Genomic DNA, 25,560 nt, shown 5'->3' with positions numbered 1-25,560 from the left:
CATATGTCGATTTCTGCGGAACTGCACGCCATTGGCCGGCCCCTGCTCGAGGCGCAGCTCGCGCATCCCACCGTCGTGGGCATCGGCAGGGGAGACCTCGAGGAGAAGGTCTTCAGGTCATGGCTCGAACAGGACTGGCTGTTCCTGCACGACTACGTGCGCGTGTTCGCCAGGCTGGCCTGGCAGGCGCCCGCCGCGCACCTCGGAGACCTGGTGGACCTGGCCCACACGACCTTCCACGACGAGCTTTCGCTGCACAGGTCGCTGTCGGCCGGGTTCGGCGCCGACCTGGACGGCGCGGTGAAGGGGCCGGCCTGCGCCGCGTACACGGCGTTCCTGCTGGAGTCGGCCGCCGACTACGCCGAGGGTCTCGCCGCGCTCTACCCGTGCATGTGGGGGTATTCCACGCTCGGCCGGATCCTCGCGGAGAACAAGCCGGAGGAGCCCCGCTACCGTGCCTGGGTCGACACCTACGCCGACCCCGGTTTCGCGGCCCTGACCGGGCGGATCGCCGAGATGATCGACGAGGCGGCCCCGGACCTCTCCAGGGCGACGGCCCTGTTCGCCGAGGGCATGCGCCACGAACTGGCCTTCTGGGACGTCCCCTGAGCGCCGCCCTTCGTTGATCAACCGTTTGGTTGCCCGCCAGGGGAGGGCGCGCCTTAATCTGGACGCATGCCGGAACTTCCCGAAGTGGAGTCGCTCGCCGAGTTCCTGCGCGAGCGGGCGGTCGGCCGCACGGTCCTGGCCGTCGACGTGGTCGCCTTCCAGGCGCTCAAGACCTTCGATCCGCCCGTCACCGCGCTCGGCGGGCTGACGGTGACCGGCGTGGCGAGGCACGGCAAGTTCCTCGACCTCGACTGCGACGGTCTCCACCTGGTCACGCACCTGTCCAGGGCCGGCTGGCTGCGCTGGCGCGAGGATCTGTCAGGCGCCAAGCCCGTCCGTCCTGGCAAGGGCCCGCTCGCCGCCCGGGTACGGCTGGCGCCCGGCGACGACGGCGCGGCGCCAGGCTTCGAGCTGACCGAGGCCGGCACGCAGAAACGCCTGGCCGTCTACGTGGTCAAGGACCCGATGGAGGTGCCCGGCATCGCCTCGCTGGGGCCCGACCCGCTCGTGCCCGAGTTCACCGTGCAGGCGTTGAAGCGGATCGTGGGCGGTAACCGTACCCAGATCAAGGGCCTGCTGAGAGACCAGAAGATCATCGCGGGCATCGGCAACGCCTACTCCGACGAGGTGCTGCACGCGGCGCGGATGTCACCCTTCAAGATCGCCGCGACGCTGACGGACGCGCAGATCGCCGACCTGCACGAGGCGATCGTCACCACGTTGAGAGACGCGATGGAGCGGGCCCACGGGCTGGCCGCCAAGGACCTCAAGGCGGAGAAGAAGTCGGGGCTGCGCGTCCACAACAGGGCGGGGCAGGCGTGCGACGTGTGCGGCGACACGATCCGCGAGGTGTCCTTCGCGGACTCGTCCCTGCAGTACTGCCCGACGTGTCAGACCGAGGGCAAGATCCTCGCGGACCGGCGCATGTCGAAGCTGCTCAAGTAGGCGCCCGTCAGGCGACGAACGGGGGCCGGCCGGTCTCGCTCACCAGGGGCCTGCCCGCCATCTCCCACGACTGCATGCCGCCGCCGATGTTGACCGCCTCGCGGCCGATGTGGTTGAGCCACGCGGCGGCGTGCGCGGAACGGCCGCCGACCCTGCACACGACGTAGACGGGGCCGGAGGGCAGCTCGTCGACACGGGCCTGGAGCTCGCCGAGCGGGATGTGGGTGGCGTCCGGGGCGTGGCCCGCCGCCCACTCGTCGTTCTCGCGGACGTCGAGCAGGAAGGCACCGGCGGGCATGTCGGTCACGTTGATCTCGGGAACGGTCATACCTCCATTCTCGCGGACCCGCCGCACCACGACCTCCCGTGGAGGACGAGACTCCCGGAAGGGCGGCCACGTGCGAATCCGGGTCGTCCGCGTTGGCCTTTCCCGGTGGGGGGCTCTCTTACGTGTCCTGAGCGTTGGTTCTCAGGCGGACCCCGGGAGCAGTGTGAAGGGAATCACCCATGATCGGGGCGGTCAGCCTCAAACCGGTGCAAGATCTGGGGATGAACGCATTACTCCGGGCCGCGCTCGCGGGGGCCGTGATCGGGCTGCTGGAGAGCATCTTGTGGTCCCACGGGCCGGAAGACGACGGCACCGGCGCCATGTTGATGCTCTTCGTGCCCTTCCCCTTGGGATTGCTGCTGTGCAGGCTGGCCGTCTTGCCGCTTTGGGGCGTGGTCGCGGGCGTGGCACCGTTCATCATCATGCTGCTCTTCGGCGCCTGCCTTGAGCGGCTGACCATGCCTGAGATCATGGACTTCGGTATCGTCCAGGGAACGCTGATCTTCATGGGCATCGGGGCTAGCGGCTATGTCGCGGCGACCGCGCTGGTCATGCCGGGGAGGAAGGTGCTTAGCCTCTCCACGACCGGCGCCGTGCTCGTCCTGTACTGCGCGGTGGCCGTCCTCCAAGGCAGCATCGACGAGGCGGCCAGAGCCGTCAGGATCGATCGCTCTGGTCTGCCGCTGGTTGCGGTCGACGGCTACCGGCCGGCCTGGGTCGACGAATGGGGACTCCCCTCAACGCTGAGGCTCACCTATCAGCACGAGGGAGATGGCTCAAACGTCGAGGTATTCGTCAGGAAGGCGAAGGCTGCGACGCCCAAGGCAGCTTGCGCCCAACCCGACCCGGAGTCGGACGGGCGCCCGGGCGCGTGCCGTCGTGTCTCCCGGGACGTGTGGGCCCGCACTGACGGCGCTCGTGCGATCGTCGTGACCAGGCGCGGAATCGCGTTGGTGCGGCTCGTCAGCGACAGTGCCGGCGAGGCCGCATTGGTCTCCCTGGTGCCGACGCTTCGTTCGATCACCACCAGCGAGTTGTCCGGGGTTCCAGGTTCCGCGATGTGAGGCGTCGACCTTGCTGCGCAGCCTCGGCTTCTTGATCGGTCGCCGCTTCACGGCCAAGTCTTCAGGCGTCCTACAGTGCGCCCAACGATCGCTGCTTAGAGGCACATGCATGCGTTGCGTGCGCAGCTCCTGATGACGCGGCAGGAGAGGTATCCCCCTCCTGTTCAGTGGGGCATTCGTACGGTTGGAAAGTACAGCCACAGCCGTGCATGGTTGTTCTTTGATGGACGTCCACGGACGCCGGTCCAAGACATGGCGCGTCGAGACGCAGGGGTGGTTGAACGCGGACAAATGGTGCATCATTGGGGCGCGAGCTGGGCAGACCCCGGCCGCACTCACAAGTCCAAACCGCGGGAGCTCGGGGCAACCGGGCTGAGAGGGCAACTGCCGTTGCCGACCGCATGAACCTGTCCGGGTAATGCCGGCGTAGGGAGCGTGTGATGACGCACGTCGTCGATCCGAAGCATGCCGAAGTACCGCTGACCCTCGACGAGGCCCCGCCGAGAACGCTGGGCGTCCTCGACCAGGGCGCCTTCTGGGCCAACCTCGGGGTCAGCCTCCTCGGCTTCTCCTTCGCCCTCTTCCTCATCAATCCGCTGCTCGACGACAACCCGCTGACCATGACCGCCGCGGTCACCGCCACCGTCGTCGGCAGCCTCGTCGGAACCGCCATGGTCGGTCTGGCCGCCATCCCCGGCGTCCAGACGGGGAAACCGGCGATGGTGCTGCTCAGAGGCCTGTTCGGGGCCAGGCTGTCCTACGTCCCGACCGTGCTCAACATCATCCAGATGCTCGGATGGGGCGCGTTCGAGCTGTGGGTCATCTCCATGGGCGCCCAGGCGATCTTCGGTGACGCCGTGCCGTACGCGGTCTGGGTGGTCGTCGCGGGTGCGATCACCACGGGACTGACGATCTACCCGCTCGGCGCGATCAGGCTGATCAGGCGGGTCGTCACGGTCGGGGTGATCATCTCGACCGTCTGGTTCGCGGTGACGCTCCTGCAGAGCGCCCCCGTGCAGACCGGCGGCAGCTGGGACGCCTTCGCTCCCGCCGTCGACTTCGTCATCGCGCTGTCGGTCTCCTGGGTGCCGCTGGCCGCCGACTTCGCCAGGCACTCGCGCAGCAGCTCGGCCGCCTTCACCGGTGTGGTGAGCGGCTACACGATCGCGCAGGTCGCGTGCCTGGCCATCGGCGTCTACGCGGTCGCGATCGCCGGGCACGACGCCGTGCTCAACGACCCGACCGCGGTCTTCGGCCCGTTCGTCGCCGCACCCCTGGGCGCGCTGTTCTTCGGCGTCCTGGTGCTGCGCGAGACCGACCAGTCGTTCGCGAACGTCTACTCCGTGGCCATGTCGCTGCAGAACCTCATGCCCCGCGTCGACCGGCGCCTGTTCTCGGTGGCGATCGGCGTGCTGACCATCGGCGTGGCGCTCCTCGTCGACGTCAACTCCTACAGCGCCTTCCTCAGCATCATCGGCGCCGTGTTCGTGCCGATGCTCGGCGTGCTCGTGGTCGACTACTTCGTGCTCGGCACCGCCAGGACCTGGGACACCAGCGAGAACGCCCCTTCCCGCTGGCTCATGATCATCCCGTGGGCGCTCGGGTTCTGCGCGTGGTGGCTGCTGGCAGCGCCGTCCACGATCCCGTGGTGGGCGGCGATCTGGGACGGCGCCCGCGCGGCGCTCGGCTTCACCCGCCAGCCGTGGATGAGCGCGGCCGTGGGAGCCTTCCTGGTCGCGGGCCTGGTCACCCTGGCCATCGGCCGGGTACGGCGGCGCTAGCCCTCGACGCGCAGCAGGCGTTCGAGCGCGGTGGCGCCTCCGGGGTAGCCGTCGCGATCGGCGACCCGGTGGCAGGGCACGATCACGCACACCGGGTTGCCGTTGAGCGCGCTGCCCACCGCGTGGAGCGCCTGCGGCCGTCCGATGCGGGCCGCCAGCTCGCGCGTGGTGGTGCCGGTGCCGTACGGCACGGCCATCGTCATCTGCAGGAGGGTACGCGCGAACGGTGTGGCCAGCTGTAGGTCGACGGGGGCGGTGAAGGCGCGCAGGCGCCTGGAGAAGTAGGCGTCGAGCTCGCGCCGCACCGGGTCGAGGCGGCGCGGGTCGGGGCCCACGAGGCCGCCGACCGCCCGAGAGACCCGCTCGAAGACCGCGTGCTCGTCGTCGAAGCTGCAGGCGACGACGCCCTTGCCCGTCACCGCGAGCACGAGCGTCCCCACCGCGCCGTCGTAGGTTCCGATGGCGACATCCGGCGGTCGCTCGGCGCGGTAGGTGGGTGAGGTGATCCTCACCAGGGCATCGAGCTCGCCAGCCGACATAACCCGCAGCGTATCGGACGGATCAGGCCACGGAGCGACCGCGCCACCGGCACTATGGAAAGGTGGGTGACGAGGAGATCACCGCAGCCGTACTCTCCAGCGCCCCCAACGCGGTCGTCGTGCTCGACAGGGACCAGGCCGTGCTGGTCTGGAATCCTGCGGCGGAGCGGTTGTTCGGGTGGAGCCATGAGGAGATGGTCGGGCGGCGCGCGCCGCTCGTCCCCGCTGAGCTGACCGCCGAGCACAACGCGGTGCTCGAGAGGGTTCGCACGGGCGGCCAGGTCTCGCTGCGCACCAAGCGCTTCCGCAGGGACGGCACGCTCCTCGACGTGCGGGTCGACACCAGCGCCCTGCTCCAGGGCAACGCCGTCGTCGGCTACGTGCACGTCCACCACCCGACGGAGGACGACGTCGCCGCGCGCGACAGGGTGGCGCGCAGGGCCAGGCTGGTGCGCAGGCTCACCGACGTGGTCGGTGACATCAACGCCGAGCTGGAGCTGCCCGCCGTACTCGATCGCATCGCCGCCAGCCTCACCGAGCTGACCGGAGCCGACGCGGGCGGCTTCGTGCTCATCGAGAAGGAGCGGCTGCGGCTGGTCAGCGCCCACCAGATGCCGGAGACGCTCAGGGACGCCACCGCCGACCTGCGCAGCAGCCTCGTGGGCAAGCTGATGCGCACGGGCAAGACGGTGATGCTGGAGTCGACGGGCCTCGACGATCTCATATGGGCCGCATTACCAGGACTGCACACGATCGCGCTCGGCCTGGCCGCCGTGGGCGGGCGCCCCTATGGAGCGCTCTACGCCCTGTTCGCCGACCGAAAACCGGGGCACGTCGAGCTGGAACTGCTGGAGCTGCTGGCGGGTCACGCGGGCATCGCGGTCGGCAACGCCATGGCCTACCAGGAGGTGCTGCGCCAGCGGGCGCACGAGCGGGCGGTCTTCGACGCCAGCGCCGACGGCATCGCGGTGCTGGACGAGGACGGGCGGGTGATCCAGTGGAACCCCGCCGCTGGGGAGCTCACCGGAGTCGCCGCCGACGAGATGATCGGCAGGCCGCCGCCGTTCCCGCTGCCCGCGCCGGGTGAGAAGCTCACCTTCCAGCTCGAGAGCGGGCGCTGGCTCGACGTCGTCAGCGCGAAGATCGAGGAGACCGGCGAGATGGTGATCGACTTCCGCGACATCACCGCCGCCAAGGAGCTGGAGGAGGCCAAGGACCTATTCCTGGCCACGACCAGCCACGAACTGCGCACGCCGATCACGATCGTGCGGGGGTTCGCCAGCACGCTCGACTCCCGGTGGGACAAGCTGACCGACCCCGAGCGGCGCTCCGCCGTCCACACCATCGCCGAGCGGGCCAGATCGCTCGGCCAGCTCATGGACCACCTGCTGCTCGGTGCCCGTGCCGGAGCCGAGGAGCTCAAGGTCCGCATCGAGACCTTCAGCCTCGCCGAGCGCATCCACGCCGCCACGCTCGGCCTGCCGGTGCTGTCCGACACGCACAGGGTCGAGGTGGTCATCCCCGAGGACCTGCCCGACGTCAGGGGCGACGCGCTGGCGACCGACATCGTGCTCGGCCAGCTCCTGGAGAACGCCTTCAAGTACTCCCCGGACGGGGGGCTGATCAGCGTCGCGGCGTGGGCCGAGGACGAGCGCGTGGTCGTGGTCGTCGACGACGAGGGCGTCGGAATCGCCCCCGCCGACCGCGACCGGATCTTCGAGAGATTCGTCCAGGCCGAGAGCGGCGACCGCCGCAGATTCGGCGGTGTGGGGCTCGGTCTCTACATCGTGCGGAGCCTCGCGAGGGCGCAAGGCGGCGAGGTCACGGCCCATCCGCGCCCCGCAGGAGGGACCCGAATGCGGCTGGTTCTTACTATCTCGCCCGACACACCGAGGCAGTAACGAGCCGGTCACGGATGAGCTGATCTATCGTCCAATGTGTACAAGCTGTGATCGAGACACGGTTTCTGGGACCGGGTAACGGGGCATTTCGGTCGTACCGGGGGCGTTCCTCTGGGGGGATCTGGGAGCGGGGAGGTGGGTGTGTCGAGCGTCGTGATGTTGCCGTACGCACTGTCCAGCGTCGCCGTCGCACGCCAGCGTCTCTGCACTGACCTGCAGGAGTGGGGGGTCTACGCCACCGCGATCGATGACGCGGTTCTGGTGGTGAGCGAGCTGCTGAGCAACGCGCTCAGGCATGCGCGTCCGCTGACCTCGGGCATGGTCAGGGTGGCGTGGCTGTGGAGCGACGACCATGTCGAGGTGGCGGTGAGTGACGGAGGTGCTGCGACAGAGCCGCGCGCGGGCCGTCCGACACTGTCATCACTCGGCGGGCGGGGGCTCGGGATAGTGGAGTACGTCGCGGAGAGCTGGGGCGTGCGGCACGACGGGGAGACGACCACGGTATGGGCCGTGCTCCCCGCCCCGCACACGGTCAACGGTCAGGTGGCGGCGTTCAAGGAGGCCGGATAGAGCAGACGGCGCTCGACCGCCGTCCAGGCGGTCGAGACGAGCAGGTAGACGCCCGCGGCCAGCGGCAGGAAGGCCGCCGCGGCCACCGTGCCGAACGGCAGCAGCTTCAGGATCCTGAACTGCCCCGCCTCCATCCTGCGCGAGGTGTACCACGCGATCAGCGCGATCGCCACGATGACACCCACGAAGGCCAGTGCGGGAGCGCTGATCAGCCCGTACTGGGCGATGACCGCGGCGATGTGCTGGCCGAGCACGTCGGTGCCGATCAGCGGATGGGTGGCCACCTGGTACATCAGCCACAGGAAGGGCGTCTGCGCCAAGGCGGGCCCGATGCCCGCGAACGCCGACGTGCCCTCCTTGGCGTAGAGGGCGTTGACCTCCTTGCTCAGCCGCTCGGGGTTACGGGCATGCCGTTCCTGCAGCTTCTTCAGCTGGGGGGCGAGCCTCTGCCGCACCTTCGCGGCCTTGGCCTGGCGCATGCTGAGCGGAAGCAGCAGCAGCCGTACGGCCAGCGTGAACAGCACGATCACCAGCGCGGTGTTACCGCCGAACCCGGTGATGAACATGACAAAAGAATCGATCATCACAACTCCTCATAGAAAGGTCTCTTTCGCTTATGAGGAGTGCGATGACGGAGCTCTCGGCCGCGGTCTGCCCGCCGCGTCGGGGTCGCGCTGGCGAAGGAAGGCCGTCCTCCTGGCGTAGGCCATGGGAAAACTCGGCGTGCCGCCCCGCTGGGCGAGGAACACGCCGCCGGCCCAGGCCGCCAGCAGGAGCAGGATCAGACCGGTGATCAGGACGAGACCGGCGGGATCCACCAGCGCGAGATGGAACACCTATCGAGCCGTCCTGCCCACCAGGGCGACGGCGACGAAGACGACGACGGCGATCACAGCGATGATCAGTGCGAGCTTCAGCAGGCCCATGACCATGGGCAGGATGAAGGCAAAAAGTACCCACAGCGCCAGCAGCACACCGGCAACGAGCATGACCATTCGACCCATATGACCACCGTACGACGTGGACCATGCGTCCGCGAGGAAATTAGCCGTACCGTGACGGTGTGAGCACTCGCATCCTCGTGGTCGACGACGACCCGACCGTGGCCGAGGTCGTGGCGCGCTATCTCGAGCGGGACGGCCACCGCGTCGAGTGCGTGGGCGACGGCGCGGAGGCGCTGCGGCGCGCGCTCGCCGACCCGCCCGACCTGATGGTGCTCGACCTGATGCTGCCCAAGGTCGACGGCCTGCACGTGTGCAGGAAGCTCAGGGAGCGCTGGCCGGTCCCGGTGATCATGCTGACCGCGCTCGGCGAGGAGATCGACCGCGTGGTCGGTCTGGAGACCGGCGCCGACGACTACGTGACCAAGCCCTTCAGCCCGCGTGAGCTGGCGCTGCGCGTGCAGTCGGTGCTGCGCAGGGCTCGCGGCGCCGCCGCCGTCAGCGGCGGCACGGGCGTGCTGCGCGACGGCGACCTGGTCGTGGACGTGGGGGCGCACGAGGTACGGCGGGACGGCGAGCAGGTCATGCTGACCGCTCGGGAGTTCGACCTGCTGACCTACCTGATGCGCAACCCCCGCCAGGCCTTCAGCAGGGCCGCGCTGCTCGACCAGGTGTGGGGGTGGTCGTTCGGTGACTCCTCGACGGTGACCGTCCACGTGAGGAGGCTGCGGGAGAAGGTCGAGCCCGATCCGACCGCTCCGCGAAGGATCGTCACCGTGTGGGGCGTCGGTTACAGATACGAGCCCCTGTCATGAATTTTCTGGAGATCGTCGCAGTCACGGCCGGGCTCGGCACGGTCGTGGCGGGTGCCGGTCTCGCGGTGATGTGGCGCCTGCGTACCCGTTCCATCGGCGTCATGCTCGCGGTCGTCGCGGTGGTCGCCGTCCTGGCCACCGTCGCGGGCGTCACGGCGATCACCCTCAAGATGCTCATCGACGTGCCCGCCAGGGACCTCGTGCTGAGCGTGGTGGCCGTCGGCGGACTGGTCGGCCTCGGCGTGGCGTTCGTGCTCGCGCGGCAGGTGGTCGGAGCCAGCCGGCGGCTGGCGGCGGCGGTGCGGGAGCCGTCCTTCGTCACGCCCCACGGCCTGCCCGCCGAACTGCGGGACATCGCCCGTGCACTCGAGGAGTCGTACGCCAGGGAGCGGGCGCTGGAGGGTGCGCGCAGGGAACTGGTGGCGTGGGTCAGCCACGACCTCCGCACACCGCTGGCGGGCATGCGCGCCATGGCGGAGGCTCTCGAGGACGGCGTCGGCGACCCGCGCCGGTACCCGACCCAGATCAGGGTGGAGGTCGAGAGGCTGTCCGCGATGGTCGACGACCTGTTCGAGCTGTCACGCATCCACGCCGGGGCGCTCCGGCTGACCCGCACCAGGATCGGGCTCGGCGACCTGGTGGCCGACACCGTGGCGGGGGTCGAGGCACTCGCGGTCGCCAAAGGCGTGAAGGTGCGGGCCACCTGCGAGATCGTCCCGGTGACCGCCGACCCTGGGGCGCTCGGGAGGGCGCTGCGCAACCTGGTGGTGAACGCGATCAGGCACACGCCTGTCGGGGGCGAGGTGGTGATCCGCGCCGCCGTACAGGACGGCGAGGCCTCGCTTTCCGTCACGGACGCCTGCGGAGGGATCCCCGAGGAGGACCTGGGACGGGTGTTCGAGGTGGCGTTCATGGGGGAGAAGGCGCGCACCCCGACCAGGGAGGGCGGCGCGGGCCTCGGCCTGGCCATCACCCAGGGGCTCGTCAGCGCCCATGACGGGCGCGTCACCGTGGCCAACGAAGGGGACGGCTGCCGGTTCGACATCCGGCTCCCCCTCTAGGTCCATCGGTTCGAGGGGGTCAGGTCCGCTGAGGTGAGAGGCGGCGGCCATGCTGGTGGCGGCACGGCCCCTCGCGGCGGGCGGCTCCCCGCGTTTGAAGTCGTCGGCACATTTTCGAGGAGCCGGTGTCCGGATGCGGACCGCCCGTTCGTCATCGTGGTGAGTGCACGACACCGAGGAGCCAAGATGAAGTACATGATGTTCGTCTGCACGGACACCGCGCCCGACACCGACAAGTCGGACGAGCCCGACATCGACGTGTGGGTGTCGGAGAACGACGCGCGCGGCCGCCGGTTGGAGGGCAGCGTGCTGGCGCCGACGTCCGCGGCCACGACGGTCCGGGTCCGCAACGGCAAGCTGCTGGTCTCCGACGGCCCGTTCACCGAGACCAAGGAAGTGATCGTGGGGTACGACCTGCTGGAGTGCGCCGACCTGGACGAGGCCATCGAGGTCGCCCGCGCCCACCCGATGGCCCGAGCAGGACGGCTGGAGCTGCGCCCGCTGGTCGACCTGGACGGCTGACGGCATGACCGATGCGCCTGCGGCCGCGACGGCCGACGCCGTCGCGGCCGCGAGCGCGGATGCGTACCCGCGGATCGTGGCCACGCTCATCCGCGTCACCGGCGACTGGACGCTGGCCGAGGACTGCGCCCAGGAGGCGCTGACGCTCGCCCTGCAACGGTGGCCGCACGAGGGCGTGCCGGGCAACCCCGGCGGCTGGCTGACGACGGTGGCCCGCAACCGGGCGATCGACGTGCTGCGCCGCGCGTCGGTCGAGCGCCGCAAGCTGGCCGAACTGGCGGTGCTCGCGAGCACCGATCCGGACCCCGCCCCGGCGGAGGGGGACGTCGTGGACGACCGGCTGCGGCTCATCTTCACCTGCTGCCACCCCGCGCTCGCTCTGGAGGCGCGCGTGGCGCTGACGCTGCGAACCATCGGCGGGGTCCCGACCGCCGACATCGCCCGGGCCTTCCTGGTCAGCGAGTCGACCATGACCCGGCGCCTGACCAGGGCGAAAACGAAGATCGCGGATGCCGGCATCCCGTACAGGGTGCCGACGGGCGCGGCGCTCACCGAGCGGCTCCCCGGTGTTCTGGCGGTGCTGTACCTGCTGTTCACCCACGGCTACAACGCCGACGGCCGGCCGGCGTTCGCCGACGAGGCCATCCGCCTGGCCCGGCTCCTTCGGCAGCTCATGCCCGGTCAGGGCGAGGTGTCCGCGTTGCTGGCGCTGTTCCTGTTCCAGCACTCCCGGCGCGACGCCCGCCGCGACCGGCGCGGCAACCTGCTCACCCTGGACAGGCAGGACCGGCGCCGCTGGGACCACGCCGCCATCGCCGAGGGACTCCGCGTCCTTGACGGGACGCCAGAGGACGGGCCTTACGCGCTGCAGGCCAGGATCGCCGCCTGCCACGCCACCGCGGACTCCGCCGACACCACCGACTGGCCGGCGATCGCCACGTGGTACGACCGGCTCGCCCAGGTCCAGCCCTCACCGGTGATCGAGCTGAACCGTGCCGTGGCGCACGGCTACGCGTACGGGTCGGCGGCCGGGCTGGCCCTGCTCTCCCAGGCCCGCGCCGGCGGCGCGCTGGACGACTACCCGCTCGCCATCGCGGTGGAAGCCGACCTCACCGCTCGCCGCGGCGACCACGACCAGGCCGCCGCGCTGTTCCGACAGGCGGCCGAGGTGGCTCCTTCCGAGCCCGAACGTCGTGCGCTGCTCGACCGCGCCGAGGAGTCGCTCCGCGCGGCCGGCCCACGCGGAGACCGGCCCCGGGCGTGAAGCTGCCCTGGTGAGGGTGGGGAGCGCCACGGTTCGCGCACATCGCGGTCAACACTCTCGCTCTGGCCGGGCACCACGCCGCGACGGCCCGGGTCACAGCCGTGCCCGTAGCGACCTCCCCAACGTCAAGTTTGTCCATCTTTTTCGCTTTTCAGGATGATTATCCGTTTTCTGGGGGAGATGTCGGACCGATTCGAAGGCAGGCGCCCTCGAAACAGGAACGGCAAGGAGTGCCCATCATGAAGGACCGAACGCGGATAGCGCTTGCCGTCGCCGCCGGGTACTACCTCGGACGGCGGCACAAGTTGCGCCTGGCGGCCGCGGTGGCCGCTGCAGGGCTGGCGAGTCGTATGAGGCGGGGAGAGGGTGGCGGCCTCCTGGCGCAGGGCACCAAGCTGCTCGGCTCGTCCCCTGAACTGCAGCAGCTGACCAACAGGCTGCGCGGCGAGCTCGTGGACGTCGGAAAGGCCGCGGCCGTGGCGGCGACGAGCAAGCAGATCGACACGCTGACCTCGCGGCTGCACGACCGCGCCGAGGCGTTGCGCAAGCCGGGCGGCGCCAGGAAGGCGGACGAGGAAGAGGCCGACGAGGTCGAGGAGTACGAGGGCGACGAGTACGAGGAGGAGCCCTACGAGGAGGAGGAAGAAGAAGAGAAGCCACCACCGAGGAAGCCACCGGCGAAGCCGAGGGCCAAGCGTCCCGTGCGCTCGGTCACCAGGGCGAGGGGATGAGCACGATGGCCGCACCCAAGGCCGCGGGAAAGGTCACAGGAAAGGTCACTGAGAAGGCCGCAGGGACGGTCGCCGAGAAGGTCGTGCAGGCGCTGCCGACCGACAAGCTCGCCCAGGAGCTGCAGAACGTGCTGACGGCGCTCGCCGAGCGGGCGTTGCAGTCGCTGAACGGCAAGGTCGAGGGGGTGGCCGGCCGGTTGACCGACTTCGCGGAAGGCGGCGGGACCAGCCTGCTCGGCGCCATCACCGGGTCGAAGGGATCGGGCGACGGCCAGTCCGGCTTCGGGCTGTCCATGGCGAAAGGGGCGATCACAGGAGCGATCAAGGGCGCGCTCGGCAAGTCCAAGTCGAGCGGAACGCTGAAGGTGACCAACATCGTCGAGGCGCTCGACATCGGCGCTCCTCTCCAGGTCGTCTACAACCAGTGGACGCTCTTCGAGGAGTTCCCGAGCTTCATGAAGAAGATCGAGAACGTCCAGCAGGAGTCGGAGGAGACGGTCACGTGGAAGGCGCAGATCTTCCTGTCACATCGTGACTGGAAGTCCAAGATCCTCGAGCAGGTGCCGGACAAGAGGATCATCTGGCGCTCTGAGGGGAAGAAGGGGTACGTCAACGGCGCCGTGACCTTCCACGCGCTCACCCCTGACGTCACCCGGGTGCTGCTCGTCCTGGAGTACCACCCCCAGGGCCTGTTCGAGCACGTCGGCAACCTCTGGCGCGCGCAGGGGCGGCGGGCTCGCCTCGAGTTCAAGCACTTCCGGCGCCATGTCATGACGCAGGTGCTGCTCCATCCCGAGGAGGTCGCCGACCGCGGCTGGCGGGGCGAGATCCACGACGGCAAGGTCGTCAAGGCCCACGAGACCGCCCTCGGGGAGGAGAAGGAGGAGCGCGGCGAAGACGAGGAGCGGCCGGACGAGGAGGCCGAGCTGGACGAGGAGGAGTTCGAGGAAGAAGAGCCCGAAGAGGAAGAGGAGCCCGAAGAGGAGGAGGAAGAGGAGGAAGAGGAAGAAGAGGAAGAGCCCGAAGAGGCGGAACTCGAGGAAGAGGAGGAACCCGAACAAAAAGAGGAGGAGGAAGCAGCGCCCGTCGTCGCCAGGGAACGGCCCAAGAACGCGGGTGTGAAGCGTCCGGTACGGCGACGCCGCACAGCGGACGAGGGCGACAGGCCGGCCCGAGCCACGCGGAGCACGCGCGCGCGGTGACGGGGGCCGATGAAGCGATCAGCAAGGAGGACCCAGGTATGACGGTGCAGCCTGCGGCAGGCGGTGGGAACCGCGGGTCCGCGACCAGCCTGGCGGACGTCATCGACTCGATCCTCGACAAGGGGCTTGTCATCGACGCCTACGTCAGCGTCTCACTCATCGGCATCGAGATCCTGAGCATCGACGCGCGGATCGTCGTGGCCAGCGTGGACACCTATCTGCGCTTCGCCGAGGCGACGGACCGGCTGGACCTCACGAAGTCCAGGAAGCCAGGGGTCCCGGAAATGCTGGAAGGGGTGACCCAGGGACAGGAGATGGGGGAGGCGGAACAACTGGAGCAGATCGAGCAGGTCCGGAGCGGCGACGCCCGGGGTTCGCTCGAGGCCGCCGGTGACAGGTTGCGAGACTTCGCAGGCGACCGCGAAGAGGCGCCGAGGAAAGCGCGGTCGCGAAGGGAGGAGGCGTGACATGAGCGAGAACCCTCCCACCGAGCAGGTGAACGGGTACTACATCTACGGTGTCGTGCCGGCGGAGGTCGAGATCGACCCCGAGGCGAAGGGCGTGGGGGACCCGCCCGCCTCGGTGCGGGCCGTACGGCACGGGAAGATCGCCGCGCTGGTGAGCGAGATCCAGCTCGACCGCCCGCTCGGCACCCCCCAGGACCTGATGGCGCACGAGCAGCTTCTCGACGCTGCGGCGGCGGAGGTGCCCGTGCTCCCCATCCGCTTCGGCGCCGTGCTCGCGAACGGCGACGCGGTGCTCGAGGAGTTCCTCGAGCCGTACCACGACGACTTCGCCGCCGCCCTGGCGGAGCTGGAGGGGCGCGCGCAGTACGTGGTCAAGGGGCGCTACGTGGAGGACGTGGTGCTCAGCGAGGTGCTCGACGAGAACCCCGAGGCGGCGCGGCTGCGGGAGGAGATCCGCGAGCTGCCGGACGACGCCTCACGCGACCGGCGCATCCAGCTCGGCGAGATCATCAACGGGTCGATCACGGCCAAGCGGGATGCCGACACGCAGGCGCTGGTCGAGGGGGTCGAGGGCGTCAGCGTCATGGTGTCCGAGCGGCCGCCTTCGCACGAGCAGGACGCGGTACACGTGGCCCTTCTCGTGGAGAACGGCCGGCAGGGCGAGCTCGAGCGGGTCGTGGACGAGTTCGGGCGGCGCTGGTCAGGCCGGATCACGTTGCGGCTGCTCGGCCCGCTGGCGCCGTACGACTTCGTCGTGTCACAGAACCAAGAGGCACGGTGATGGGACTGATCACCGGCATCCTGGGCCTGCCGCTCGCGCCGCTCAAGGGGCTGATCCGCCTCGCGGAGGTCATCCAGGAACAGGTCGATCGCGAGCTTCACGACCCCGCGGTGGCCAGGCGCCAGCTGGAGGAGATCGAGGCGGCGCAGGCGGAGGACGTGATCTCCGAGGAGGAGGCGCATGAGGCGATGACCCAGGTCCTCGAGCGGATGACCGATCAGTCGGCGGCCGAGCCGGAGGACACGGTGCCGGAGGACGCCGCGCCGGAGGACGCCGAGCCGGAGGACACGGAGAGGAGGTGACCCCGTGCCCGCCAAGCGCAGGGTCGCGCGTCCGGAGGAGGACCAGGCCGACAGGCCCATCAGGCGTCGTGACCGCGAGCTGACGGCCGCGACCGCGAGCGAGGTCGGGCTGCGCCACATCGTCGACCTGACCTCGAGAGAGGCGGAGAGCGTCACGCTGGTGGAGCCGGTGGAGGACGGGTGGGTGGTGGTCGTCGAGGTCGTCGAGGACCGGCGCATCCCCTCGTCCGGGGACATCCTGGCGCTCTACGAGGCCGATCTCGACCTGGAGGGGAACCTGCTGGCCTACCGGAGGAAGGGCCGCTACCGGCGAGGAAGCGGCGACAATCCGTACGAGGGGTCATGACATGACGGAAGCCTCACGATTCGCGCCCAGCGTACGCCCGCGCTCCTCTGTCGCCGCACCGGGCCGTGAGCCCGCCAACCTGGGCGACATCCTGGAGCGGGTGCTCGACCGAGGCGTGGTGATCGCGGGCGACATCCGGGTGAACCTGCTCGACATCGAGCTGCTCACGATCAAGCTGCGCCTGGTGATCGCCTCGGTCGACACGGCCAGGGAGATGGGCATCGACTGGTGGGAGCACGACCCGTGGCTCACCGGCGACAACCGCGGCCTCCTCGAGGAGAACCGCAGGCTGCGCGCCCGGCTGACCGCGCTCGAGGAGCGGCAGTCCCTGGAGGCCGGACGATCGGATGATCACCATGACTGACGAAGGGACCTACCTCTACGCGGTCACCTCCGACACCGGCCTCCCCTGTCCCGAAGGCCTGGCCGGCGTCGGCGGCACCGAGGTTCGGGCCATCTCGCACGCGGGGCTCGTCGCGTACGTGAGCACCGTGCCGCTCGACCGGTTCGGCGCGGAGCCGCTACGGGAGTCGATGGAGGACCTCGACTGGCTCGGCGAGACCGCGAGAGCGCACCACCGCGTGGTGGAGGCGGTCGCCGAAGGCAGGCCGGCCGCGCCGGTCAGGCTCGTGACCGTGTACAGCGATGACGAGCAGATCAGGCGCCTGCTGAGCCGGCGGCACGACGACTTCATCGAGGTCCTCGCCCGCATCGCCGACCGGCAGGAATGGGGCGTGAAGGCCTACGTCGACCTGGCGTCCGCCCCTCCCGCCGAGGAAGGCGCGACGACGGCGGGCGGCCCCGGCGCCGCGTATCTCCGGCGGCGCCAGGAGAGCATTCGCGGCCGGGAGGAGGCGTGGCGCCAGGCCGCCGCGCGCGCGGAGGCGATCCACGACGCCCTCTCCTCCTTCGCCATCGCGAGCCGCCGTCACCGCGCGCAGGACCCGCAGCTGTCCGGCCGCAAGGAGCTCATGATCCTCAACGGCGCCTACCTCGTCGAACACGACCGCGGGGAGGCGTTCGACCGCCTGGTCGAGGAACTGCGCGAGCCGGGCGTCGACATCGAGATCACCGGCCCGTGGGCGCCCTATTCCTTCACCGACCTGGCCGACCCCGCGGAGCCCGAGGTACTCGGCGATGACTGAGCAGTCCCGCGGCGCCGCCCTGGCCAGGGAGGGCAGGCTCCCGCCCGAACGGGTGGCGCTGGTCGACCTCCTGGACCGGCTGCTGGCGGGCGGCGTGGTCGTGAGCGGCGACCTGGTGCTGTCCATCGCGGACATCGACCTCGTACGGATCTCCGTACGCGCCCTGATCATGTCCGTCCGCGACTGCGACCCGACGGCCGGCGGCACCACCAGGAGGTGAGATCACGATGGAGACCGGCCGGACGGCACGGACCAGCAGGCTGCGCATCGAGACCGACGCCGAGGCGATGGAGCGCGACCTGTCCCGCCTGGTGCTCACGCTGGTCGAGCTCGTCCGGCAGCTGGTGGAGCGCCAGGCCGTACGGCGGATGGAACAGGGCGACCTGTCCGAGGACCAGATCGAGGTGCTCGGCCTGACACTGATGCGCTTGGAGGAGGCGATGACCGAGCTGTGCGACCGGTTCGGTCTGACTCCGGCCGACCTCAACCTGGACCTGGGGCCGCTGGGAACACTCCTCCCCGAGGACTGACCCCGCCTCCTTCCGAGCGGACGGCCCCCTTCCGAGGCGCCTTTGAGCGGGCGCCTTTTGAGTGGGGGGGCCTTGTTTTGCGGGTGTCCGCCATCCGAGTGGGGGGCCTTGTTTTGCGGGAGTCCGCCATCCGAGTGGGCGGCCTTCTTTGCGGGTAGCCGCCTTCCAGGTGGGTGGCCGCCGCCTCCAGAGGCGCGGGCGTTCCGGTCTAGTGCTCGGTACGGGAGGCCCCCGCCTTGATCGCCGCCGCCTTGACCGCGAGGGCGTCGGCGAGTTCCCTGCCCTGCGCGAGCGCCTCGGCCCGCACCTGCTTGGCCATGGCACGGGCATCCGCCTGACTCTGCCTGGCGACGGCGGCGGCGTCGCGCTCGGCCTCGGCCACCCTGGCGGTCGCCCGCTCGACGGCCTGGCGCGCCGCGCCGACCGACTGCTCGGCGTCCGACATGGCCAGCTTGATGCGAGCGTCGACGAGGTTGGAGAGCGTGGTGTCCGACATGACGTTTTCCCTTTCCGCTTCACTGGTGTGACGCCGAGGTCATCGGGTTCGCTTTGCCGTGACCTCTGGCGTGCACCCAACGATGCCCAGCACCGCTGTCACCGGACTGATGTCGCGCTGACACGGCCCGCGGGGCACTCGTCAGCCCGGTCATCGGTGACGCGGACACCGATGGCGGATCATGCTGATGAGCGGTCGCACCAGCACGCCGGCGACGCCGCGGCGGCCGCCGCGCGTGACGCCGGGTCGGCGGTGAGCGCGCGGCCTGTGCCGGCACGGGGTGTCGTGCGCTGTTGAGCTCGCCTGACACCGCGCACCCCGCCAGCCGCACCGCCTGCTCGCCGTCGCCGGGGGACCCGGACGAAAGCTGTCAGCGGATCGTCGCGCCGTACACGTGGTCGACCGTCATCGTCATGAGCACTCGACGGTCGGACACCATCACCGACCGGTACTCCTCCCAGTCCGGGTGCTCCCCAGCGGCGAGGCGGTAGTAGTCCACCAGCGCCTCCACCTCGGGACCGTGAGGGTCGGTACCCGGCCCGGTGAGTGTCACGGCGCCCTCGGCGGTGGCCCACTCTCGGCCGTCGGGGCTGGTGACCTCCAGCGCCGCTCGCGGGTCCCGGCGCAGATTCGCCGTCTTGGCCGCTCCCTCGTTCATCGCGACGTGGATGACGCCGGTGTCCTGGTCGTAGAAGGGCATGACGGGGGACAGCTGGGGGCGGCCGTCCGACTTGATCGTTGCGAGCACGCCGAGCCGGCTTTCCGCGAGCAGGGTGCGTGGCTCGAAAGAGGTGGCGGTCAGGTCCGGGGCCGGACGGTGGTCCGTCCGACCGCCGGTCACGGCCGCACCCCTGCGGGCCTGCGGAACTGCTCGATCATCGCCGCGTAGCCGTCGCCGCCGTGCCCCTCGGCTACTGCTCGGTCGGCCAGGGCCTTGACGAACCTCGGAAGTTCGGCATTGACACCGAGCGACTCGCTCTCCTGGACGAGGTGCTCCATCGCGGCCAGGTGAGTGTCGATGGTGGAATCCAGGGCCGGGTACGTGCCGTCGTCGATCTGCCGGGCGTACCCGGAAAGCCAGTCGGCCACGGTCCCGATCCCCGTCTTCGCGACCGGGGCGAACGTCGCGGCGTCCACCCCCGCCGTGCCGAGCAAGGCGGCGCCCTGGAGGAAGCCGTTCAGAATGTTCCACATCAGGCTCAGCACAGCCACGTCGTACAGCGACGACAGGCCATGATCCTCGCCGAGGTACGTCGTACCCGCGCCGAGGCTCCTCAGCGCCGGCGCGTGCAGGTCGAAGGCCGACCGCGGCCCGCTGTAGAGGATGACGGCGTCCGCTCCGACGGCGGCAGGGGCGGCCATGATCGCGCCGTCGAGATAGGCGCTGCCGCGCCGCGCCGCCCACTCGGCGGTCTCCCGGGCCGCCTGCGACGTGCCCGAGGTCAGGTTCACCAGGACCCGGCCGTCGAGAACCGCGCCCAGCGGATCGAGCAGTTCGCGCGCGGCGGCGTAGTCCGACACGCAGACGACCACGAGCGGGCCGGCCGCGACGGCGTCGCCGACCGAGTCCGCCGGCTTCGCGCCCTGGGCGACGAGCTGGTCGGCCTTCGCCGCCGTACGGTTCCACACGGTCGTCGGATACCCGTCGCGCAGGAACGCACCGGCCAGCGCCTGGCCCATCAGGCCCAGGCCGATGACCGTCACGGGAGTGTGGTTCTGCATCATGTTCCCCTCGAGGTGAGTTGAGGTGGTCATGGCAGAATCATCAACGTTCACACCGATATGAAGGTCAAGGAGGAGTGGGCGTGCTGATCGGGGAGCTGAGCCGGCAGACCGGAGTCAACGCGCACCAGCTGCGCTACTACGAGGCGCAGGGCCTGCTCGAGCCCGACCGCGGCGCCAACGGCTACCGCGAGTACACCGACGATGCCGTCCTGACCGTGACGCAGATCAGAAGGCTGCTCGAAGCAGGACTGTCGACCCAGGAGATCGGGTACATGCTGCCGTGCGCCACCGGCGCGGCCCCCGACCTCGAGTCCTGCCCCGAACTGCTGGCCGTCCTGCGAGCTCGCCTGCACGGGCTGGACGAGCACATCGACACGCTCAACCGTTCGCGCCAGGTCCTCCACGACTACATCGACGTCACCGAACGGCGGGTGGCAGGGCGGTATCGGCCTTGCGACTCTACCGCGCCGGATCAGACACCGGCGTGATCCCGCTCCGGCGCGGGCTCCCCCGTTGGGGGGTTCGTGCTGGGCGTCCCTGGTGCGGACGGGCCGACCCTCGACGGTGCCGCCGATCAGGAGCGAGAGCGTGTGGCTAGAGTGACATGATGATCTTCACCATTGCGCAGGCCGCAGCCGCCGACGGGGACGCTCTGGGCGAGATCCACGCAGAGGCATGGAAAGTCGCCTACGTCCCCTTCTTCGCACCGGACTTCGCCGAGCAGGCGGTACGGCGCCGCCGTACCCAGTGGCACGAACGCATCGTCCAGACCAAGGACACGATCATGCTGGCGAGGGGCGACGGGCGCCCGCTGGCCCTGTCGTGCTTCGGCCCCTCCAGGACGAAGCCGGGAGTAGCGGAGATCTACAGCTTCTTCGCCCACCCGGACGGCTGGGGCACGGGAGCCGCCGGAGCCCTCATGACCGCCACGCTGGAACGACTCAAGAAGGACGGCTTCGACCACGTCCACCTGTGGACGCTGCACGACACTCCGCAGTCCCGGCGCTTCTACACCAAGTGCGGCTTCACGGAAACGGGCGTGCTCCGCGATCACGACTTCGGTGACGGGCGGCCGCTGGCACAGGTGGAGTTCGCCATCCACCTCTGAACCGGCCCCGCGTGACCTCGCCCGAGAAAAGGTCCCGGCCGTACAGGTTCAGGCTCAGGTCGCGCACGCCGAGCATCGATCCATCGGGTGAGAAGGCGCAGTCGGTGAGCACGGCGCCCGGGCATGGCGGGGCCGTGGACGTTCCACGGACTCACCGTACGAGCCGCGCTCGATGCCAGGATCCGCAGTGAGATGCTCACCGAACGCCTGCCGTTACGTATCCACGCGATGATGACCATGGTCGCCGCGCCGATCAGGCCGGGCGTGAGTCCCACTGAGGGCGTCGTCGGGCGCCTCGCCTGCCTGGATCCGAGCGGAGCCCGGCCAACCCTGGCTCGTCGACGAGCCGGCAACGCAGGAGAGCGGGCCTACCAGTGGAGCGGATATGACTCTGAACGCGGAAGCCGTGACCGCTGTTGACCAGTACTTCGCCCGGTACGGAAGACGGCGCCACGCACCTCGCCCGTCCCCATGGGGCGTCCCGCTGGCAGGTGAACCGGAACCGCCTGGCCGACGTCCTAGGAACATGACGCGTAAGCGCTGGGCCGTCGTCATTGCCTTAGCCGCTGTGCTGAGTCTGGTGGCTCTGGCATGGGTCACAACCGAGCACGACCGGCGGCTCGACAGGCACGTACGGCAGACTCTTGAGCGCTATGAGCAGGCCTTCGCCAGAGACGGTGCCCGGGCTGCTCCGGCACCGGCCGCCCCCGTTCTCCAGGTTCCTTTCGTGCCTTTCGTGGAGAAGGTCATCGTCCATCATGACGGGAGGACGCTCACCGCCGAGTTCACCGGGGCAAGGGCCACCGGTCCTTGTGGCGCGGACTACCCCGCCCGAGCCGTCGAGTCCGAACATGCCGCCGTGATCGTGGTGGAAGAACGCCCGCACGAGGGTGGACGGGTGTGCTCAGCGATGGGATACCTCAGACAGGTCACGGTACGACTCAGCAGCCCCCTGGGCAGCCGCACGGTACTGGAGGTCAAGTCAGGGATGCCCGTTCCTGTCGATCTTGCGGAATGAGCAGGAACAGGGGTCGCAATACAGGCTCACGCGTTTCCCCAGGCCCGGTCCCGATCTATGGATCGCGACCGTTTGGTCGCCTTCCTCTGCGACGGAGGCCTCGTCGAGGTCCTGGGGGAGAGCCGAGCCACCCGTAAGGCCAAGATCTTCGCTTGCGCACCGTGGCATCCTGGATGCATGCTCACGGTCGTGAGCCGCCTACCCGACCCCTTGCCCGAGTTCTTCGACTGCGGCTGCCCGGACGTCTACTACTGCCCGCGAGCAGGTGAGGTCGAGTGCCCTCGGCACAGCGGCTTCGACGTCTGCTGCGACGCACTTGATCAGCACATCCCGATCCGTGTGCGATCACTGGAGAGCGAGCAGCTACTCGATGGCTTTGTCCGCCCAGCGCAGCAGGAACGACACTCCATCCCAACCTGAGTACGCGATGTGCCGCAGCAGCTCGGGACCGCGGTGCACGGCTATGTGGGCGACGAAGTCAGGGTCGCCCACGGTGCCCATGAACGCGACCGAAGTCTCGTCTCCAGGGTGGAGACGGACGTCTGGCCACGCCAGGCGGGCGGCGTTGGCGGACAGCCGATTCAGCAGCGCCTTGACGATGGCGATGTCGTCGTCGGTCATGGGGGTCAGCCTGCCAGCGGGCTGGGCAAGACGTGGCAAAGCTGGCGGCGTCGAATCGCCCCACGTTCTTCGCGCTCGGGCTCGCAAGCCTTTCGCCGTACTCCGAGCGATCACGCCCTTGAACCCAGGAGTTTCCGGCGGCCGAACGTTCCAGGTCCGATTCGGCGAGAGAGTGATCGGCGGGGTTGCGACGCGCGGCCTCGAGCCGCAGGTCAGCGCGGTGTTTCAGCCACCTGTACCCGGGTAGCGTCCGGGGGATCTGGAGGCAGGAGCCGCGGATGTCCAGGATCACACTCACAACTGCCGCCCGCGAGGCGCTGCGCGCCGATGAGGTGGTCTTCTTCGACTGGCATGCCACCGGCCTGTGCTGTGCGGACGCGGGGGAGTTCTCGGTCAGGGCGCTGCGGCGGTCCAGCCTGCCCCGGCGCGCGCGGCCGCTCGGAACCGATCCGGTGTACGCCCACCCCATCGCCTGGACGCACCTCGCCGACATCCCGGTCACGATCGACTGCCGCCCGCTGTGGCGCTGGCGGCGCTTCACGACCGATCTGCCGCCGGACGCCGGGCTGCGGTGCTGCCTGGGCAGGCCCGTACGGGGAGGTGAGCGGTGAAAGTCCGTTCCGTCATCATCTGGACGGTGGTCGCCGTCATCAGCGCGGCGGCATGGGGTGTGCTCGCCCTGTCCAGGGGCGAGAAGGTCAACGCCGTCTGGCTGCTGGCCGCGGCGCTCGGCTCCTATGCCATCGCCTACCGCTTCTACGCCCGGTTCATCCTGCACAAGGTGCTGGGCGCGGACAACCGCCGGGCCACACCCGCCGAACGGCTGAACAACTCCATCGACTACCACCCGACGGACCGCCGCATCCTGTTCGGCCACCACTTCGCCGCCATCGCCGGGGCCGGGCCGCTGGTGGGACCGGTGCTCGCGGCCCAGATGGGCTTCTTGCCCGGCACCATCTGGATCATCGCAGGCGTGATCTTCGCCGGCGCCGTGCAGGACATGGTCATCCTGTTCTTCTCCATGCGGCGCAACGGCAAGAGCCTCGGGCAGATGGCGCGCGAGGAGATCGGCCCGGTGGGCGGGGCGGCGGCGCTCATCGCCGTCTTCGCGATCATGATCATCCTGCTGGCGGTACTGGCGCTGGTCGTGGTGAACGCGCTGGCCAAGTCCCCCTGGGGTGTCTTCTCCATCGCGATGACCATCCCGATCGCCCTGTTCATGGGGTTCTACCTGCGCAAGATTCGGCCGGGCCGGGTCGTGGAAACCACCGTGATCGGCGTCGCGCTGCTGGTCCTGGCGATCGTTGCCGGCGGTTGGGTTCAGGAGTCGGACTGGGCGTCCGCCTTCACCCTGAGCCCGTCGGCGCTGGCACTGTGGCTGATCGCCTACGGCTTCGTCGCCGCGGTGCTGCCCGTGTGGATGCTGCTGGCTCCCCGCGACTACCTGTCCACGTTCATGAAGATCGGCACCATCGCGCTGCTGGCCGTCGGCGTGGCCATCACCATGCCCGTACTGCAGAACCCCGCGTTCACCGAGTTCGCCTTCAACGGCAAGGGGCCGGTCTTCGCCGGATCGCTGTTCCCGTTCGTGTTCATCATCATCGCCTGTGGAGCCCTGTCGGGATTCCACTCGCTCATCTCCTCAGGCACCACGCCCAAGATGATCCAGAAGGAGACCCAGGTCCGGATGATCGGCTACGGCGCCATGCTCATGGAGTCGTTCGTCGCCGTCATGGCCATGATCGCGGCCTCCCTGCTGAGCCCCGGGCTGTACTTCGCGATGAACTCGCCCGCGGCGGTCGTCGGCACGACCGTCGAGTCGGCCGCGCGGGCCGTCAGCAACCTCGGCTTCGTCATCACGCCCGAGCAATTGCAGGCGGCGGCGCAAGCCGTACAGGAGGAGACGCTGATCGCGCGGACCGGGGGCGCGCCCACGCTGGCCGTCGGCATCTCGCAGATCTTCTCCGGCTTCCTCGGGGGACCGGCGCTGCAGGCGTTCTGGTACCACTTCGCGATCATGTTCGAGGCGCTCTTCATCCTCACCACGGTCGACGCGGGTACCCGAGTGGGCCGCTTCATGCTCCAGGACACGCTGGGCAACCTGTGGAAGCCCCTCGGCCGGGTGAGCTGGTGGCCAGGGCTGACAGCGGTCAGCGCGGTGGTCGTGGGCGCCTGGGGATACTTCCTCTACCAAGGGGTCAACGATCCGCTCGGCGGAATCAACCAGCTCTTCCCGCTCTTCGGCATCGCCAACCAGTTGCTCGCCGCCGTGGCACTCACCGTCGCCACCACCCTGCTGATCAAGAGCGGGCGGCTCAAGTGGGCGTGGGTGACGGGGATACCGCTGGCCTGGGACGCCGCCGTCACGCTGACCGCGAGCTACCAGAAGGTCTTCTCCACCGATCCGCAGCTCGGCTTCTTCGCCCAGCGCGCCCGCTTCCAGGAGGCGCTGGACCGGGGGCAGATCCTGGCTCCGGCCAAGTCGATGGACGCGATGCGGCAGATCGTGATCAACTCCACTGTCGACGGGATCCTCGCGGCCCTGTTCGCCATCCTGATCATCATCGTGATCCTGGACGCGGCCCGCTTGTGGACGCAGGCCATTCGGTCCAAGGAGCCGCTTCCGAGCACCGAGGCGCCGTTCGAGGAGTCCAAGCTCGTCGCCCCGGCCGGGCTCATCGCCACCCGCGAGGAGCGCAGGCAGATGGCCACCACGGCGGAGAGTCGGTAAGGCACGTGGCGGTCGTC

34 protein-coding genes and 1 riboswitch are annotated in these 25,560 nt (G+C 69.6%); of the genes, 25 read left to right on the top strand and 9 right to left on the bottom strand.

Going from position 1 to position 25,560, the window contains the following annotated elements; translation table 11 throughout:
* Nucleotides 1–3 precede the first annotated feature (3 nt).
* Together ACFSKW_RS14410 and ACFSKW_RS14405 are read left to right on the top strand one after the other, a co-directional pair.
* Complete coding sequence (locus ACFSKW_RS14410; RefSeq protein ID WP_379572728.1) at nt 4–609, top strand: TenA family protein; 606 nt, start codon at nt 4–6, stop codon at nt 607–609.
* A gap of 66 nt (nt 610–675) precedes the next feature.
* The gene (locus tag ACFSKW_RS14405) at nt 676–1,554 is read left to right on the top strand and encodes an Fpg/Nei family DNA glycosylase (RefSeq protein WP_379572727.1); all 879 of its coding nucleotides are present in this window, start codon (nt 676–678) and stop codon (nt 1,552–1,554) included.
* A 7-nt stretch (nt 1,555–1,561) separates the two neighbouring features.
* Here the strand turns inward: ACFSKW_RS14405 and ACFSKW_RS14400 are convergent, their stop codons facing one another.
* Nucleotides 1,562–1,882 (bottom strand): rhodanese-like domain-containing protein, encoded by a 321-nt coding sequence (locus tag ACFSKW_RS14400; protein WP_379572726.1) that lies wholly within the window; start codon nt 1,880–1,882, stop codon nt 1,562–1,564.
* Between the two features lie 179 nt (nt 1,883–2,061).
* On the opposite strand from ACFSKW_RS14400, the gene ACFSKW_RS14395 reads away from it, so the two are divergent.
* Both ACFSKW_RS14395 and ACFSKW_RS14390 read left to right on the top strand, forming a co-directional pair.
* On the top strand, nt 2,062–2,946 hold the full coding sequence (locus ACFSKW_RS14395; RefSeq protein WP_379572725.1) for a hypothetical protein: 885 nt from the start codon (nt 2,062–2,064) through the stop codon (nt 2,944–2,946).
* A gap of 340 nt (nt 2,947–3,286) precedes the next feature.
* A riboswitch (TPP riboswitch) is annotated at nt 3,287–3,397 on the top strand.
* Complete coding sequence (locus ACFSKW_RS14390; RefSeq protein ID WP_379572724.1) at nt 3,387–4,727, top strand: purine-cytosine permease family protein; 1,341 nt, start codon at nt 3,387–3,389, stop codon at nt 4,725–4,727. (Overlaps the previous riboswitch by 11 nt.)
* Here ACFSKW_RS14390 and ACFSKW_RS14385 read toward each other — a convergent pair.
* The gene (locus ACFSKW_RS14385) at nt 4,724–5,266 is read right to left on the bottom strand and encodes a methylated-DNA--[protein]-cysteine S-methyltransferase (RefSeq protein ID WP_379572723.1); all 543 of its coding nucleotides are present in this window, start codon (nt 5,264–5,266) and stop codon (nt 4,724–4,726) included. The genes ACFSKW_RS14390 and ACFSKW_RS14385 overlap by 4 nt on opposite strands.
* Before the next feature lie 62 nt (nt 5,267–5,328).
* Here ACFSKW_RS14385 and ACFSKW_RS14380 point away from each other — a divergent pair, with 62 nt between their 5' ends.
* Together ACFSKW_RS14380 and ACFSKW_RS14375 are read left to right on the top strand one after the other, a co-directional pair.
* Entirely contained in the window at nt 5,329–7,167 is a 1,839-nt protein-coding gene (locus ACFSKW_RS14380) for a PAS domain S-box protein (protein WP_379572722.1), read from the top strand.
* Nucleotides 7,168–7,308: 141 nt separating this feature from the next.
* Complete coding sequence (locus ACFSKW_RS14375) at nt 7,309–7,737, top strand: ATP-binding protein (protein ID WP_379572721.1); 429 nt, start codon at nt 7,309–7,311, stop codon at nt 7,735–7,737.
* On the opposite strand, the gene ACFSKW_RS14370 is transcribed toward ACFSKW_RS14375, so the two are convergent.
* From ACFSKW_RS14370 to ACFSKW_RS14360, 3 genes are read right to left on the bottom strand one after another with little or no spacing between them, the layout of a single operon-like run.
* Nucleotides 7,707–8,321, bottom strand: coding sequence for a YidC/Oxa1 family membrane protein insertase (locus ACFSKW_RS14370; protein ID WP_379572720.1), 615 nt, complete (start codon nt 8,319–8,321; stop codon nt 7,707–7,709). The genes ACFSKW_RS14375 and ACFSKW_RS14370 overlap by 31 nt on opposite strands.
* Nucleotides 8,322–8,351: 30 nt before the next feature.
* Nucleotides 8,352–8,573: a DUF6412 domain-containing protein gene (locus tag ACFSKW_RS14365; protein WP_379572719.1), complete on the bottom strand. Its 222-nt coding sequence runs from the start codon at nt 8,571–8,573 to the stop codon at nt 8,352–8,354.
* Nucleotides 8,574–8,741: a hypothetical protein gene (locus ACFSKW_RS14360; protein ID WP_379572718.1), complete on the bottom strand. Its 168-nt coding sequence runs from the start codon at nt 8,739–8,741 to the stop codon at nt 8,574–8,576.
* Between the two features lie 59 nt (nt 8,742–8,800).
* Between ACFSKW_RS14360 and ACFSKW_RS14355 the strand changes: the two genes are divergently transcribed.
* From ACFSKW_RS14355 to ACFSKW_RS14290, 14 genes are all read left to right on the top strand, one after another.
* Complete coding sequence (locus tag ACFSKW_RS14355) at nt 8,801–9,493, top strand: response regulator transcription factor (protein ID WP_379572717.1); 693 nt, start codon at nt 8,801–8,803, stop codon at nt 9,491–9,493.
* Nucleotides 9,490–10,554, top strand: coding sequence for a sensor histidine kinase (locus ACFSKW_RS14350; RefSeq protein WP_379572716.1), 1,065 nt, complete (start codon nt 9,490–9,492; stop codon nt 10,552–10,554). The genes ACFSKW_RS14355 and ACFSKW_RS14350 overlap by 4 nt, the downstream gene beginning before the upstream one ends.
* A 186-nt stretch (nt 10,555–10,740) precedes the next feature.
* Entirely contained in the window at nt 10,741–11,076 is a 336-nt protein-coding gene (locus ACFSKW_RS14345; RefSeq protein WP_379572715.1) for a YciI family protein, read from the top strand.
* A gap of 4 nt (nt 11,077–11,080) precedes the next feature.
* Nucleotides 11,081–12,340, top strand: a complete 1,260-nt coding sequence (locus tag ACFSKW_RS14340; protein ID WP_379572714.1) for an RNA polymerase sigma factor — start codon at nt 11,081–11,083, stop codon at nt 12,338–12,340.
* Nucleotides 12,341–12,579: 239 nt separating this feature from the next.
* Complete coding sequence (locus tag ACFSKW_RS14335) at nt 12,580–13,071, top strand: hypothetical protein (RefSeq protein WP_379572713.1); 492 nt, start codon at nt 12,580–12,582, stop codon at nt 13,069–13,071.
* A gap of 5 nt (nt 13,072–13,076) precedes the next feature.
* Complete coding sequence (locus ACFSKW_RS14330; RefSeq protein ID WP_379572712.1) at nt 13,077–14,273, top strand: SRPBCC family protein; 1,197 nt, start codon at nt 13,077–13,079, stop codon at nt 14,271–14,273.
* Nucleotides 14,274–14,311: 38 nt separating this feature from the next.
* Nucleotides 14,312–14,740 (top strand): gas vesicle protein GvpJ, encoded by a 429-nt coding sequence (gene gvpJ / locus ACFSKW_RS54990; protein ID WP_431897265.1) that lies wholly within the window; start codon nt 14,312–14,314, stop codon nt 14,738–14,740.
* Between the two features lies 1 nt (nt 14,741).
* Nucleotides 14,742–15,521 (top strand): GvpL/GvpF family gas vesicle protein, encoded by a 780-nt coding sequence (locus ACFSKW_RS14320; protein WP_379572711.1) that lies wholly within the window; start codon nt 14,742–14,744, stop codon nt 15,519–15,521.
* Complete coding sequence (locus ACFSKW_RS14315; protein ID WP_379572710.1) at nt 15,521–15,823, top strand: gas vesicle protein GvpG; 303 nt, start codon at nt 15,521–15,523, stop codon at nt 15,821–15,823. The genes ACFSKW_RS14320 and ACFSKW_RS14315 overlap by 1 nt, the downstream gene beginning before the upstream one ends.
* 4 nt (nt 15,824–15,827) lie before the next feature.
* A complete protein-coding gene (gene gvpO / locus ACFSKW_RS14310) occupies nt 15,828–16,169 on the top strand; it encodes a gas vesicle protein GvpO (RefSeq protein ID WP_379572709.1) in 342 nt (113 codons plus the stop codon).
* Nucleotide 16,170: 1 nt separating this feature from the next.
* On the top strand, nt 16,171–16,533 hold the full coding sequence (gene gvpJ, locus ACFSKW_RS14305; RefSeq protein ID WP_379572708.1) for a gas vesicle protein GvpJ: 363 nt from the start codon (nt 16,171–16,173) through the stop codon (nt 16,531–16,533).
* Nucleotides 16,526–17,314 carry a GvpL/GvpF family gas vesicle protein gene (locus ACFSKW_RS14300; protein WP_379572707.1) on the top strand — a complete coding sequence of 263 codons (789 nt, stop codon included), beginning with the start codon at nt 16,526–16,528 and terminating at the stop codon, nt 17,312–17,314. The genes gvpJ (ACFSKW_RS14305) and ACFSKW_RS14300 overlap by 8 nt, the downstream gene beginning before the upstream one ends.
* Entirely contained in the window at nt 17,307–17,534 is a 228-nt protein-coding gene (locus ACFSKW_RS14295; protein ID WP_379572706.1) for a gas vesicle protein, read from the top strand. The genes ACFSKW_RS14300 and ACFSKW_RS14295 overlap by 8 nt, the downstream gene beginning before the upstream one ends.
* A gap of 7 nt (nt 17,535–17,541) precedes the next feature.
* The gene (locus ACFSKW_RS14290) at nt 17,542–17,844 is read left to right on the top strand and encodes a gas vesicle protein K (protein WP_379572705.1); all 303 of its coding nucleotides are present in this window, start codon (nt 17,542–17,544) and stop codon (nt 17,842–17,844) included.
* A 208-nt stretch (nt 17,845–18,052) separates the two neighbouring features.
* Here the strand turns inward: ACFSKW_RS14290 and ACFSKW_RS14285 are convergent, their stop codons facing one another.
* The 3 genes from ACFSKW_RS14285 to ACFSKW_RS14275 all read right to left on the bottom strand — a co-directional run bounded on the left by ACFSKW_RS14285 (nt 18,053) and on the right by ACFSKW_RS14275 (nt 20,095).
* Nucleotides 18,053–18,340: a hypothetical protein gene (locus ACFSKW_RS14285; protein ID WP_379572704.1), complete on the bottom strand. Its 288-nt coding sequence runs from the start codon at nt 18,338–18,340 to the stop codon at nt 18,053–18,055.
* A 370-nt stretch (nt 18,341–18,710) separates the two neighbouring features.
* Nucleotides 18,711–19,142, bottom strand: coding sequence for a PPOX class F420-dependent oxidoreductase (locus ACFSKW_RS14280; protein ID WP_379573033.1), 432 nt, complete (start codon nt 19,140–19,142; stop codon nt 18,711–18,713).
* 35 nt (nt 19,143–19,177) lie between these two features.
* Nucleotides 19,178–20,095, bottom strand: coding sequence for an NAD(P)-dependent oxidoreductase (locus tag ACFSKW_RS14275; RefSeq protein ID WP_379572703.1), 918 nt, complete (start codon nt 20,093–20,095; stop codon nt 19,178–19,180).
* Between the two features lie 50 nt (nt 20,096–20,145).
* Between ACFSKW_RS14275 and ACFSKW_RS14270 the strand changes: the two genes are divergently transcribed.
* From ACFSKW_RS14270 to ACFSKW_RS14260, 3 genes are all read left to right on the top strand, one after another.
* Nucleotides 20,146–20,553 (top strand): MerR family transcriptional regulator, encoded by a 408-nt coding sequence (locus ACFSKW_RS14270; protein WP_379572702.1) that lies wholly within the window; start codon nt 20,146–20,148, stop codon nt 20,551–20,553.
* 119 nt (nt 20,554–20,672) lie between these two features.
* Nucleotides 20,673–21,173 carry a GNAT family N-acetyltransferase gene (locus ACFSKW_RS14265; RefSeq protein WP_379572701.1) on the top strand — a complete coding sequence of 167 codons (501 nt, stop codon included), beginning with the start codon at nt 20,673–20,675 and terminating at the stop codon, nt 21,171–21,173.
* Nucleotides 21,174–21,699: 526 nt separating this feature from the next.
* Nucleotides 21,700–22,191, top strand: a complete 492-nt coding sequence (locus ACFSKW_RS14260) for a hypothetical protein (RefSeq protein WP_379572700.1) — start codon at nt 21,700–21,702, stop codon at nt 22,189–22,191.
* 363 nt (nt 22,192–22,554) lie between these two features.
* On the opposite strand, the gene ACFSKW_RS14255 is transcribed toward ACFSKW_RS14260, so the two are convergent.
* Entirely contained in the window at nt 22,555–22,812 is a 258-nt protein-coding gene (locus tag ACFSKW_RS14255; RefSeq protein ID WP_379572699.1) for a hypothetical protein, read from the bottom strand.
* 278 nt (nt 22,813–23,090) lie between these two features.
* On the opposite strand from ACFSKW_RS14255, the gene ACFSKW_RS14250 reads away from it, so the two are divergent.
* Both ACFSKW_RS14250 and ACFSKW_RS14245 read left to right on the top strand, forming a co-directional pair.
* Complete coding sequence (locus ACFSKW_RS14250) at nt 23,091–23,423, top strand: hypothetical protein (RefSeq protein ID WP_379572698.1); 333 nt, start codon at nt 23,091–23,093, stop codon at nt 23,421–23,423.
* A complete protein-coding gene (locus ACFSKW_RS14245; RefSeq protein ID WP_379572697.1) occupies nt 23,420–25,543 on the top strand; it encodes a carbon starvation CstA family protein in 2,124 nt (707 codons plus the stop codon). The genes ACFSKW_RS14250 and ACFSKW_RS14245 overlap by 4 nt, the downstream gene beginning before the upstream one ends.
* Nucleotides 25,544–25,560: the final 17 nt, after the last annotated feature.

Origin of the sequence: Nonomuraea mangrovi (genome assembly GCF_042681425.1) — a bacterium.
In the GTDB taxonomy this organism is placed as follows: Bacteria; Actinomycetota; Actinomycetes; order Streptosporangiales; family Streptosporangiaceae; genus Nonomuraea; species Nonomuraea mangrovi.
Note: the sequence above shows the minus strand (reverse complement) of the source record. Positions and strands in the feature narration are given on the sequence as shown.